The organism is Acinetobacter sp. NIOH-H-8, from assembly GCF_046635365.1.
In the GTDB taxonomy this organism is placed as follows: Bacteria; Pseudomonadota; Gammaproteobacteria; order Pseudomonadales; family Moraxellaceae; genus Acinetobacter.
On record NZ_JBHDVN010000009.1, the window covers coordinates 52,550 to 65,234 of the forward strand.

Annotated in this window: 11 protein-coding genes; 5 read left to right on the forward strand and 6 right to left on the reverse strand. The window is 46.0% G+C overall.

Features of this window, described 5'->3' with window-relative positions; all coding sequences use genetic code 11:
• Positions 1–19: 19 nt before the first annotated feature.
• Genes rlmD through cysM form a run of 3 tightly spaced genes read right to left on the reverse strand, consistent with a single transcriptional unit; the run spans position 20 to position 3,168 of the window.
• The gene (gene rlmD / locus ACEWB7_RS05930; protein ID WP_034702427.1) at positions 20–1,396 is read right to left on the reverse strand and encodes a 23S rRNA (uracil(1939)-C(5))-methyltransferase RlmD; all 1,377 of its coding nucleotides are present in this window, start codon (positions 1,394–1,396) and stop codon (positions 20–22) included.
• Positions 1,397–1,402: 6 nt separating this feature from the next.
• Entirely contained in the window at positions 1,403–2,221 is an 819-nt protein-coding gene (locus tag ACEWB7_RS05935; RefSeq protein ID WP_411580493.1) for a 3'-5' exonuclease, read from the reverse strand.
• 17 nt (positions 2,222–2,238) lie between these two features.
• Positions 2,239–3,168, reverse strand: a complete 930-nt coding sequence (cysM, locus tag ACEWB7_RS05940; protein ID WP_034702431.1) for a cysteine synthase CysM — start codon at positions 3,166–3,168, stop codon at positions 2,239–2,241.
• 331 nt (positions 3,169–3,499) lie between these two features.
• Here cysM and ACEWB7_RS05945 point away from each other — a divergent pair, with 331 nt between their 5' ends.
• From ACEWB7_RS05945 to rsfS, 5 genes are all read left to right on the forward strand, one after another.
• Positions 3,500–6,307 carry an ATP-binding protein gene (locus ACEWB7_RS05945; RefSeq protein ID WP_411580494.1) on the forward strand — a complete coding sequence of 936 codons (2,808 nt, stop codon included), beginning with the start codon at positions 3,500–3,502 and terminating at the stop codon, positions 6,305–6,307.
• Positions 6,308–6,409: 102 nt separating this feature from the next.
• A complete protein-coding gene (locus ACEWB7_RS05950; RefSeq protein WP_005233879.1) occupies positions 6,410–7,198 on the forward strand; it encodes a crotonase/enoyl-CoA hydratase family protein in 789 nt (262 codons plus the stop codon).
• A gap of 36 nt (positions 7,199–7,234) precedes the next feature.
• The gene (locus ACEWB7_RS05955) at positions 7,235–8,101 is read left to right on the forward strand and encodes an NAD(P)-dependent oxidoreductase (RefSeq protein WP_411580495.1); all 867 of its coding nucleotides are present in this window, start codon (positions 7,235–7,237) and stop codon (positions 8,099–8,101) included.
• Positions 8,102–8,142: 41 nt separating this feature from the next.
• On the forward strand, positions 8,143–8,931 hold the full coding sequence (locus tag ACEWB7_RS05960; protein WP_395526851.1) for a hydroxypyruvate isomerase family protein: 789 nt from the start codon (positions 8,143–8,145) through the stop codon (positions 8,929–8,931).
• An 81-nt stretch (positions 8,932–9,012) separates the two neighbouring features.
• Positions 9,013–9,414, forward strand: coding sequence for a ribosome silencing factor (rsfS, locus tag ACEWB7_RS05965; protein WP_004783634.1), 402 nt, complete (start codon positions 9,013–9,015; stop codon positions 9,412–9,414).
• A gap of 320 nt (positions 9,415–9,734) precedes the next feature.
• On the opposite strand, the gene ACEWB7_RS05970 is transcribed toward rsfS, so the two are convergent.
• From ACEWB7_RS05970 to ACEWB7_RS05980, 3 genes are read right to left on the reverse strand one after another with little or no spacing between them, the layout of a single operon-like run.
• Positions 9,735–11,180, reverse strand: a complete 1,446-nt coding sequence (locus ACEWB7_RS05970) for an NAD(P)(+) transhydrogenase (Re/Si-specific) subunit beta (protein ID WP_004783635.1) — start codon at positions 11,178–11,180, stop codon at positions 9,735–9,737.
• 3 nt (positions 11,181–11,183) lie between these two features.
• Positions 11,184–11,507 carry a proton-translocating transhydrogenase family protein gene (locus ACEWB7_RS05975; protein ID WP_004783638.1) on the reverse strand — a complete coding sequence of 108 codons (324 nt, stop codon included), beginning with the start codon at positions 11,505–11,507 and terminating at the stop codon, positions 11,184–11,186.
• An 11-nt stretch (positions 11,508–11,518) separates the two neighbouring features.
• Positions 11,519–12,646: a Re/Si-specific NAD(P)(+) transhydrogenase subunit alpha gene (locus ACEWB7_RS05980; protein ID WP_034170850.1), complete on the reverse strand. Its 1,128-nt coding sequence runs from the start codon at positions 12,644–12,646 to the stop codon at positions 11,519–11,521.
• Positions 12,647–12,685 lie beyond the last annotated feature (39 nt).

Below are 12,685 nucleotides of genomic sequence, written 5' to 3' on the forward strand. Positions count from 1 at the left end.
CATCTCTTTGATCGTTTATTTAATTTTCTTTTTCGAACAAGGCAATCGACTCGACATGTCCGGTATGTGTAAACATATCCATCACACCGGCTTTCGTTAGCTGATAACCCTGTTGTACCAGTAGCCCTGCATCTCTTGCGAGCGTAGCGGGATTACATGACACATAAACGATTCTTTTGGCACCAAACTGAGGAATATAATGCATGACTTCTTCTGCTCCAGCACGTGGCGGGTCGATTAATAATGCATCAAATCCTTGATTTGCCCAAGACTGGTGCGAAAAATCTTTGGTTAAATCTTGTGAATAGAACGAAACTTGTGCAATACCATTATTGTTAGCATTTTCTGCACCACGTTGCACCATTTCCTCACTCCCCTCAACCGCAACCACCTGACCAGACGCACCAACACAGCGCGCCAGTGGCAAAGAAAAGTTTCCTAATCCACAAAACAGATCCAGAACGCGTTCGCCTTGCTGTAATTGAAGCAAATCACATGCCAAACGCACCATCTGCGGATTGATCGTTGAATTGACCTGAGTGAAGTCCAATGGATTAAAACCGAATTCCACATCAAAGTCATCAAGACCATAGTGTAAGCGTGCTGCCTGTTCAGGCTCATCAATCCGCTTCAAATAATCTTGGCCTGCAGGTTGCAAATAAAGCTGCCAACCTTTCTCTAACGTAAATTGGCGTAATCGGTTGACATCTGTTACCGATAATTCTGCGGTTTCACGAATAAGCAACGCAATGTCATGATCACCCATAGCCAATTCTATATGACCAATATCTGCCTGACCATCGAGACTTTGGAGCAATTGTTTAAGACGTGTAACCGATCCAAACTCGCGATCCAGGATCATGCAGCGGTCAATCGAAGTCAGCTTATTGGACTGGTTTTCACGAAAACCGACCACCAGCTTGTCTTTTTGAGGCAGATAGCGCACCCCAATCCGGGCTTTACGACGGTAATCTTCACGTTGTGAACGTAGCGGTGGCAACCATTCTTCAGGCTGAATCCCGGCAAAATGCTGCAAATGTGATTTCAGAACATTCTGCTTAAGTTCAATCTGTGCATCTGGATGGATATGCTGCATATTGCAGCCACCACATACGCCAAAATGCGGACACACAGGTTTGACCCTGATCTCGGAAGCCTCACTGAGTAACTCAAGACTATCCGCCTCTTCCAGTTTTTTGACTTCACGGGTAATGCGGGCACGAACGGTTTCACCCGGCAAGGCATAACGGATAAAGACTTTCTTGCCATGCTTTTCAAGCGGATGATCCCGATGTGAACCATAGTGAGCGATGCCACGTCCTTCATGTGAGAGTGATTCAACCTGAAAAATATACTCGGATTGCGGTGCTGGACGTGGTTGTGCTCGACGTTTCATGAAAACCTAGGATGTGGAGATGGGAAAATCAAAACGGGTAAATTCAGTTCTTTGTGAGGTTTCACGCCAGACTGATAAAAAATCTGCATGTTGCGGCTGGGTATACAGATATTGAATCGTACTCTGCACCAGATGCTGATAATCAGGCAACATCAACTGGCCTTTTAGCAACAGCCAGCGAATATAGACCAACCAGGTATTGAGCACATCACCTTCGCAATAGCTGGTGAGTGCGTTCCATTGCTGGTTACGTACATATTCAGGTACATGATAGCCACCATCACCACGCTTGCCTGGATAACCCAGTAAATGAGCAACATCATCCAGTTTCTGAAAATGACGGGCATGAAACATGGCCATAACATCCATCAAATCAACATGACGCTGATGGTAACGATTCTGGTAGTTATTATAACGCTTTTGCGTATCGATTTCGCCCTGATCGAACAGACTTGGGGCAGATAAACCATGATACATGGCCCGATAAAGAATAACCGGCAGGTCAAATTGTGAGCCATTCCAACTGACTAGAGTTGGATGACGCTTTTCAAAAATGGATAAGAATTTTTTTAAAATCTCTGCTTCACTGTATTGTTCACGGCTGAAAGAAAACAGGCGCATACCCTGTTCATCCATCCATAAACCGGAAATACAGACAATCTCATGCAAAGGCAGACGCTGAAAGTCCGAGCCTGATTCCTGACGGCGTAACTTGGTCAGGGCCTGATCCAGATCAGCCTCGGGCAGATCCAGACCAAACAGATGCGCGCCTGATTTAAGATCGGTTTGGGTTTCAATATCGAAAGTTAAAACAGGCAGGCGCATAAAAGATTTCTCAAAAATTATTCAGGGTCTTGTACAGAGAATAAGCCTGTAGACAGGTAACGGTCACCACGGTCACAGATAATACATACAATTACTGCATCCGGATTTTCTTCTGCGAGCTTGATGGATGCCCAAACTGCACCGCCAGAAGATGTACCGGCACTGATACCTTCTTTTTGCGCCAGTTTACGCATGGTGCGTTCCGCTTCAATCTGTGGAATATCGATAATACGGTCGATACGGCTACGATCAAAAATCGTTGGCAAATATTCTTCTGGCCAGCGACGGATACCGGCAATACTAGAACCATCAGATGGCTGTAGGCCCACAATCTGAATATCCGGATTCATTTCTTTCAGATATTTAGATACGCCCATGATCGTACCTGTAGTACCCATTGAGCTGACAAAGTGTGTAATTTTGCCACCTGTTTGCTGCCAGATTTCAGGACCTGTGGTCAGGTAATGCGCTTCGACATTGTCCGGGTTACCAAATTGGTTTAACACCAGACCTTTACCTTCAGCCTGCATTTGCAAGGCCAGATCACGTGCACCTTCCATGCCCTGCTCTTTGGTCACTTCAATCAGTTCAGCACCATAAGCACGCATTGCGTCCTTACGTTCCTGGCTCATGTTATTCGGCATAATCAGCTGCATCTTGTAACCACGCATGGCCGCAACCATCGCCAATGCAATCCCTGTATTTCCGCTGGTCGCCTCAATCAAGGTATCACCCGGTTTGATCTGTCCGCGCTTTTCCGCCTGCATGATCATGTTATACGCTGGACGGTCCTTGACCGAGCCTGCCGGATTATTTCCTTCGAGTTTTGCAAGTACTGTGGCTTGAGTGTGACTAGCCAGACGCTGCAAACGCACCAGTGGCGTTTTGCCTACATAATGGTCCAGTAAAAATTCGTCTGCTTGAAAATCAGGGGTGGTATTACTCATTATTTGCACCTATATCGAGGTGCGGCTATTGTATGAAAAAATGCATTTCCCTGCACCCATTTATAGCAATGCTTTTGCATAAAACTGTATAAATCACAATCGGCATGGCCAATTCATCCTGTTTTAGCTTGATAAAACTCCTTAATCATGACAGTAACTTAGCTTACCTCTACCCCTGAAAAGATTTACTCAAACACCCATAATGATTGTTCAGCGCAATGGTTCTTATTTTCTGCCTTAATCTGAAGCTTTAGAAAAATAATACTGAAATTTTAACAGTAGATTTAAAGCATGCTAATATGCAAAGCATAAGGAAAATACTGCTTGAATCATGTCAAATATCAATAAAAAGCTGTTTAAACGCCTACACTTAAATCATGCTTATGGACAGCTGATTGCACTGATTTTTGTACCCATTACTATTCTGGCCTGTGTTGGTGCTGCTCTGGTCATCTCGGAAACTTCCAATGCGGCCCGTGCCCAGCAAAAGCAGATGGCCATTGCGATTCTGACCCGTTTTCAGGCCACTTCTGAATATGCGCTGGACATTTTGAGCCTTTATCCATGGCAATATGAACAAGCTCATGACGCCATGCAAAATATGCTGAATGAAAAGCATCTGGTTCGTGCGGCTATTCTGGATGAAAATGGCAAAAGTAAACTCGGCATTGGTTTTCAGGAACAGGCGCCTTGGCCGGACTTTAAAAAAGATGGCAATTTTGTTGGCCCGATATTAGATAAAAGTAATCATATTTATGCAGTCAAAGTAAATGAAAATGGCATGAATGCAGGCTGGCTGGCGATTGAACTGGACAATCAGCCCTTAGAAATTGCCCGCTACCGGGTTCTGATCGTTTTGATTGCGACCGGCTTATTGACCTTATTGCTCTTGTTATTATGTCTGAATTTCTATTCTCGTCGCTGGATTGCGCCAATGTATGAAATTCGCATGCAGCTACAACGCCTAAATGCCGATACCCTAGATCAGCATATGGTAATTAACAGTACCGGTGAATTGCGTCTTTTGCAGCGTGATATTGCCAATGTGGTGAAACGTCTGCATTTCAGTTTTCTGGAATTGCGTGAGCATACCGAACAGACTGAAGATGATTTGCGCCGTACTCTAGATACTTTAGAAGTTCAAAATATTACTTATCGTCAGGCACGTGACCAGGCGATTTCGGCTAACCAGGCCAAGTCGGTGTTTCTGGCCAATATTTCCCATGAATTACGTACACCACTGAATAGTATTGATGGTTTTATTCACCTGCTGCTGCGTCAAGGCAATCTTAGCAATGAGCAAAGCCTGTACTTGCAGACCATCCGCAAATCTTCTGCACATCTGCTGGCCCTGATCAATGATGTACTGGATTTCTCCAAGATTGATGCTGGCAAACTGGAACTGGAAACCGCACCTTTTGATCTGGAAGAAGCTATTTTCGATGTGATGGATATGCTCTCGCCACTGGCTGCACAGAAGCATATCGATATGGCATTCTATTTTGCAGACAATGTGCCAAAACATGTGATTGGTGATGTACTGCGCTTTAAACAGATTCTGACCAACCTGATTTCCAATGCGATCAAGTTTACTCCTGATGGCGAAATCATTGTCCGGGCACGCATGGAGCACGATGATATTGGGCAGTGTCTGCTGCATTTTAGCGTTCAGGACAGCGGCATTGGCCTGAGCGGAACTGACCGCAAGAAACTGTTTGAATCGTTCTCGCAAGGCGATACCTCGGTCACCCGCCAATTCGGTGGTACAGGTCTAGGACTGGCCATTTCTAAACAGCTGGTTCACCTGATGCATGGTCAAATCGGCTTTGAAGATAACCAGGAACGCGCTCCAACAGAAAAAGGCTCAACCTTCTGGTTTACCGCCCAATTCCCGGTGGATGAAGATATTGTTCATGAACATCCGGACTTCAGTGATCTGACCGTTGTGTCTTATCTTGCCCATCCGGCAACAGCGAATGTTTTGAGACATTATCTGGAAAATTATCGCGTCAAACATATTGAGTCGACGTCCATTCTGGATCTGTTCAGTCGTCTGAACCATTTACAAAATATCGAGAATACCTGGCTGATTGTCGACCATAGTGGCGATAGCCAGGCTCTACTGACAGAGATTCGCTCTCGCTATCAGGGACATCTGGCTGTGTATGGTTATCAGATGCAGCTTGATCCGAACATGCTGAATGACCATCGTGCCCGTGCCCTGCATCAGCCCCTGAGTCGTAGTGCCCTGATTCAGCTACTCGGCAATCAACCCGTCTTCGATCAGGAACAGCATGAAGACTTTAATGGTCAGGGACTGCATATTCTGGCCGTTGATGACCATCTGCCGAACCTGATTGTTCTAGAAGCCTTACTGGCCGAACTGAATGTCACCACAACCAAAGCCATTAGCGGACAGGAAGCGATTGATATCATTCAGAGTCGTTATGAACAGGGCCTGCCATCTTTTGATCTGGTGTTTATGGATATCCAGATGCCAGTGATGTCCGGTATCGATACCACGCGTGCAATCCGTTCACTGGAATCAACTTTTGAAAATCATCAGCGTCTGCCGATTATTGCCCTGACGGCACATGCCCTTTCCGATGAGAAACAGAAACTGCTACAAAATGGTATGGATGATTATGTCACTAAGCCTATTCAGATTGATCAGATCGTGCAGATCCTGACGCATTGGACGACTGAGAGTTTTAAAAAGATTCCGGTGCTGGAACGTGCCAATGTCATTGATGCGCTAGATCCGAATATTCTGGACTGGCAGCAAAGCCTGCAACTGGCGGCCAATAAAGAAGATCTGGCAGTCGATCTGCTCAGCATGCTGGTCGACAGTTTTGAAAAAGAGCTGGATGAAATTGAGCAATTAATTGAGCTGGAAGATTTTCCGCAGCTGGAACATGTTTTGCACCGTCTCTATGGGGCTACTCGTTATGTCGGCACACCGACTCTGCAAAAAGTTACCGGAAGTTTTGAGCAGTTTGTCTCGACCTTGCGTAAGGAACGCCGTAAGGCTGATGACAGTTTTGTTCAGGAAGTATTGAAATATCTGGATGAACTGAAAGCCGTAATTGAGCAGGTAGAACAGGCAGCCCAGCAAATCTTAAACAAGCATAGTGGTTAAATCATTGTTGTTTTAATCACTCATATCTGTATGACTGCGCTGTCATGCAAGCACAGATTGCTCATGCTATGCTCGCTTACAGAAAAATTAAGGATGAATACCATGTCACTTGTGCGCTTTGAAAAAAATAATGGAATTGCCACGGTTACTCTCAGCCGTCCAGACAAACGTAATGCTATGAGCTTTGCCCTGCTGCGTGAACTGGTGCAGATTGCGAACCGGATTAAAAAAGACAAGTCAGTGCGTTGTGTCATTTTAACCGGTGAAGCGCAGGTCTTTAGTGCCGGCATTGACTTGGCCGATTTAAATAATCCTAAAAATCGGGCCTATGCGGCTTGGGAACTGATCCGTCCTGGACAGAGCTTATTCCAGAAAGCTTTTCTGGTCTGGCAGGAACTGCCTGTCCCCGTCATTGCAGCCATTGAAGGTTTCTGCTTTGGTGCAGGTATGCAACTTGCGCTGGCTGCGGATATCCGGATCGCGCATCCTGCGACCAAAATGTCAATTATGGAAACTCGTTGGGGCCTAGTACCAGACATGGGATTAACGCGTTCACTCAAAGGTCTGATCGGGATTGATCTGGCCAAAGAGCTGACCTTAACCGCACGTATTTTTGAAGGTGCCTATGCCAAAGAAATTGGCCTGATCACCCATGTTGATGAACAGCCATTAGCAAAAGCACAAGCTTTGGCTGAAGAAATGTTACAACGCTCTCCAGATGCCTTGATGGCCTCTAAATTTGTGCTGGATGCGATGGAGCACAAACCCAACAAGTCATTGCGTATGGAAAAAATCTGGCAGCTTAAACTGTTACTCGGTAAAAACAGCCAACTGGCACGCAAGAAGGATAAAAATCCGGACGTGCAGTTTGTACCACGTCAATATCGATAATTATGGCTGAAGCAAAATCAAGAGATGAGAGATAAGATGCAATTCGATCGTGATAGCAAAATTGCCTTTTTAGGTATGGGACTCATGGGCAGTCGTATGGCAACCCGCTTGCTAAAAGCAGGTTTTCAAGTTGCAGTCTGGAACCGTACGGCCAGTGTCCGCGATCCTTTGTTTGCTCTTGGAGCCACTCCGCTATCTCTAGATCAAATTGCAAATTATCCGGTTATTCTGACTTGTCTGGCAGATGATGCCGCAGTGCAATCGGTCTTTGAGCAGATTCAGCCCTATCTGGTGGCTGGACAGGTTATTGTCGATTTTTCCAGTCTTTCCGTACATCAAACTAAAACTCTGGCTGAAGAGGCTAAAGCCAAACAAGTAATCTGGATTGACTCTCCTGTGTCTGGCGGTACAGCCGGTGCAGAACAAGGCACGCTAGTCATCTTCGCGGGTGGTGATGCAAAAACTATTACCGCACTTGATCCCATCTATACCGTGCTTTCACAACGTGTCACTCGCATGGGTGATACGGGAACCGGTCAGGCGACTAAAATCTGTAACCAGCTGATTGTAGCGGCGAACAGTACCCTGATCGCTGAAGCAGTGGCCCTGGCCGATCGTGCCGGTGTAGATACTGCCCTGCTTGCACCAGCATTAGCCGGTGGTTTTGCTGACTCCAAGCCTTTTCAGATTCTGGCCCCACGTATGGCCAGCCAGACGTTTGAACCCGTGCAATGGAAAGTGCAGACACTGTCGAAAGACCTGAACAATGCGGTGCAACTGGCTGCTACTTTATCTTTGGATATCCCTGTGGCAAGCCAGGCCCTGTCTCAGCTCAAAGCCCATCAGCAAGACGGATTTGCTGAGGCCGATCTGGCTACTGTAATCAAGCACGTAGACCATTAAATATTTCATTTCAATATTCTGCCTTGAGCAAGGAAAAGTCCATGACCAAACTCGCCGTTAACCTCTCCATGATTTTTACGGAAGTACCTTTGTTAGAACGTTTTGCCTTGGCTCATGCGCACGGTTTTAAACATGTGGAAATCCAGTTTCCCTATGAACTGAGCATTGAGCAGATTCAGCAGCAGCTTCAGTTGCATGATCTGGACATCTGCCTGATTAATGTGCCTGCTGGTGATCTGATGCAAGGTGGACACGGTCTGGCCGGTATTCCTGGACAGGAAATCGAGTTTCGTCATGCTGTAGAGCAGGCCATTCAATATGCGACTGCTCTGAATGTGCCAAGTGTCAATATTCTGGCCGGCAAACAGCCACTGGATTGTGACCTGCTTCCTTGCCTGAACACCTTGGCGAGTAATCTGAAAATTGCCTGCTCCATGCTCTCTGATTATCAGATTCAGCCGGTCCTTGAAATGATCAACGGTCAGGACATGCCACGTTTCCTGATTCAGAATGTGGCCCAAGCTCAGGAGATGCTGGAAGCTGTCAATCATCCTGCCTTGAAAATGCAATATGACTGTTATCATATGGCCATGATGGGTGAAGATGTACTTGAAGCCTTAAAAGAAAATATTGCAGAGATTGGTCATATCCAGTTTGCAGACTGCCCGGGGCGTCATCAACCCAATACCGCTTCCATTCCATATTATGAGATTTTTCAATGGTTAGAGAATAGCCAATACAATGGTTATGTCGCAGCCGAATATAAACCTCTGGGGACTTCGGAAGAATCCTTTGGCTGGAAAGAACAGTTCTTCCCGGAGTATGACTAAAGCGGCGGAAGGTGCATTTGAAATTTTGGGCTAAAACCGCTATATTAGATCATGCATAATTGTTAGGAAATTATACTCCCTATGAATTTAGAACCATCGCCCAGCGCTTCTAATTCTCACGATCACACTATGAATTCTCATGCACAAGCAGTAAACGCATGCTTGAAAGTTGTACATGCAGCCCTCGAAGATGTAAAGGCTAAAGAAGTTGTTCAGCTTGATGTTGCTAGCATCAGTAACGTGGCAGATGCCATGGTGATTGCAAGCGGTACATCAACCCGTCATATCAAATCACTTGCAGATAATGTTGCTGAAGAAGCACGTAAAGCAGGTTTCCGTCCGCTTGGTATCGAAGGCGAACGTGATGCAGAATGGATCCTGATTGATCTAGGTTTTGTTGTAGTGCACTGCATGCTGCCTACAGCGCGTAAATTCTATGACCTAGAAAGCCTATGGCGCAATCCTGCAGATTCTGTAGCATAAACATCGAATATTCAAAAAAAGCGACCTATGTAGGTCGCTTTTTTTTATATTGTTTAACTTGAATCGAAAAAGAAATTTATGGGTCAAAAACTTTAATGAATTCGTTTTTTGATCAGATTTAATTAGTCAGCCTATTTTTTAAACGTTTTGTTGCAATTTTATCCAGATCAATTTTCTAAAAATAAAACACCGTAGCTAATTTTATTTTGTAATTCTTCCCGATTCATCTTTTATATAGGAGGGAAAATTTCTCTCTTATTTAAATAGAAAAATCCTCCTTTTAAAAGGAGGATTTAAGATAATCCAGCGAATGGAAAGTCTTAGTGACCTGTACCATTAATCGCTTTAGTCATATCTTCCACAACTTTCTTCGCATCACCGAAAATCATCATGGTCTTGTCGTTATAGAACAAGTCATTGTCCAGACCTGCATAACCGGTCGCCATAGAACGCTTGATGACCATGATGGTGCGTGCCTTATGAGCTTCCAGAATTGGCATGCCGTAGATTGGTGAGTTCGGATCGTCTTTTGCAGCCGGGTTTACAACGTCGTTTGCACCAATAACCAGTACTACGTCAGTTGCCGGGAAGTCCGAGTTAATCTCATCCATTTCCAGAATGTCTTCATAAGGAACATCAGCTTCTGCAAGCAATACGTTCATATGACCAGGCATACGACCGGCAACCGGGTGAATCGCAAAACGTACAGTCACGCCCTGCTCTTTCAGCAAGTTTGCCAGCTCTTTTACTGCGTTTTGTGCACGGCCTTGTGCCATACCATAACCCGGTACAATGACAACGCTGTCTGCATTTGACATCAGGAAGCCAGCGTCATCTGCAGAACCTGAACGGTAGTTACGTTGCACTTGTGCACCCGTAGCTGCTGTCGGTGCAGCTGCACCGCCCATCGCACCACCAAACAATACATTGATGATTGAACGGTTCATCGCTTTACACATGATGTAAGACAGAATCGCACCTGAAGAACCGACCAGCGAACCCGCAACGATCAGCATGTTGTTTTCAAGTGTGAAACCAATCCCTGCTGCTGCCCAGCCTGAGAATGAGTTCAACAGCGAAACCACAACCGGCATATCACCGCCGCCTACTGGCGCAATCCATACCCAGCCAAATGCTAGTGCAAGACCAGTCATTGCCCAGAAAGATGTCATGCTACCTGTCAGGAAGAAGTGAATCCCTGCTGCCAGCATTGCAATAAAGATCAGAGCCTGAACCGGTTTTACCCAGCCACCTGAAATGGTTTTTGCCCATTTCTTTGCAGCCAGCTTACCGTATGCAAATACAGAAGCAGTAAAGGTAATCGCACCCACAAAACAGCCCACAAACAGTTCAAACAGGTGAACTTTGCTCATTTCATGGAAAGTCACACCATTTGCAGCTAACAGGTCCGGACCCAATTCAACCAGCTTGTTGTTATGGATAATTGCGGCAACTGCAATCAGTACCGCAGCCAGACCCACCAGTGAGTGCATGAGTGCTACTGTTTCTGGCATCTGGGTCATTGGTACAGTACGTGCACGCGCAATACCCACTACTGCACCCGCCGCCATTGCTGCAAGAATCATCCAGACTACTGGATTTTCAGCGACAAAGAATGTGGTGACTACAGCAATCGCCATGGCAATCATACCGTAGCGGTTACCTGCAATTGCAGTTTTAGGACCAGACAAACCACGTAGCGTTAAGATAAAAAGAACGGCGCCAATCAGGTAGAACCAATCCGCATACTCTCGAATAAATTCCATGGTTTAACCCTCTTTTTTCTTTTGCTTAGGTTTGAACATTTCCAGCATACGTGCAGTCACGGCAAAGCCACCGAAAATATTAATGCTCGCCAGAAATACTGCGATTGCCCCCAGTACACTCACCACGTTAATGGTCTGGAAATCCACACTGCCTTCAACGCCCACCATTGGCAGGCCAACGGTTTGAATCATTGCGCCCACGATAATGATCGAAGACAAGGCATTGGTCACCGCCATCAATGGCGTATGTAGTGCTGGTGTTACCCCCCAAACCACGTAGTAACCCACGAAGATGGCCAGGACGAAAATCGTAATTGTTTCAACCATGAGTCTGCTCCTTAACCACGTTTTAACAGCACTTGGCCGCCGTGAGTGACAAGTAGGGCTTTTTGAATTTCATCTTCCTGATTCAGGACAAAGTTCTTGTCTGCATCAAAAAGTGTTTCAACAAAGTTATACACGTTACGTGCATATAGCGCTGACGCTTCAGTCGACACCGTTGATGGAATATTTGGAACACCCAGAATCTTCACACCATTTTCAGTCACAACAGTTTCGCCGCACTTAGAACCTTCCACGTTACCGCCTGATTCCACTGCCATATCCAGAATCACTGAGCCTGGTTTCATCTTGGCTACAGTTTCAGCACGGATTAAGCGTGGTGCATCACGACCTGGTAACAATGCAGTGGTAATCACGATATCGGCATTCGATACCGCTTTATCGACAATCGCTGCCTGATCCTTGATGTACTGTTCACCTGGCATCCAGCCATAACCGTTTTTAGCTGCTTCATCAGCACGTGCCTGCTCTTCAGGAGACATTGGCACGTCTAGCCATTTACCACCCAAAGACTCAACCTGATCTTTGGCAGTCGGACGAAGGTCAGTTGCTTCTACGACTGCACCCAGGCGTTTCGCTGTTGCAATTGCTTGAAGGCCTGCTACCCCGACACCCATGATCACGACACGAGCCGGTTTTACCGTACCTGCCGCTGTCATCAGCATAGGGAACATGCGCTGATATTCAGCAGCAGCTAAAAGCACTGATTTATAACCTGCAAGGTTCGCTTGCGAAGACAATACGTCCATGTTTTGCGCACGTGATAGAGTACGTGGCAAAAGCTCAAGAGCAAATGCAGACACATTCTGTGCCGCGAACTGGTCAAGCTCGGTATTGCGGTATGGGTCAAACATCGCTACAACCGTGGTGTTGGCTGACAGCTTTTGAATTTCCTCACCCTTCGGTGCACGAACTTTCAAAACTATCTGGCTACCGGTGTAGGCATCATCCGTAATTTTGGCACCAACTTGCTCATAGGCACTGTCGATGTAAGCAGCTTTAACACCTGCTCCACGTTCGATCACCACACTATGACCAGCGCTGATCAATTTCTTTACTGTCTCAGGCGTCGCAGCGACGCGATTTTCACCGACGACAGTTTCGGCTGGAATTCCAATCTGCATGAGCGTCCCTCAAGCTAATTTTTTCTTAAGTAAACACCG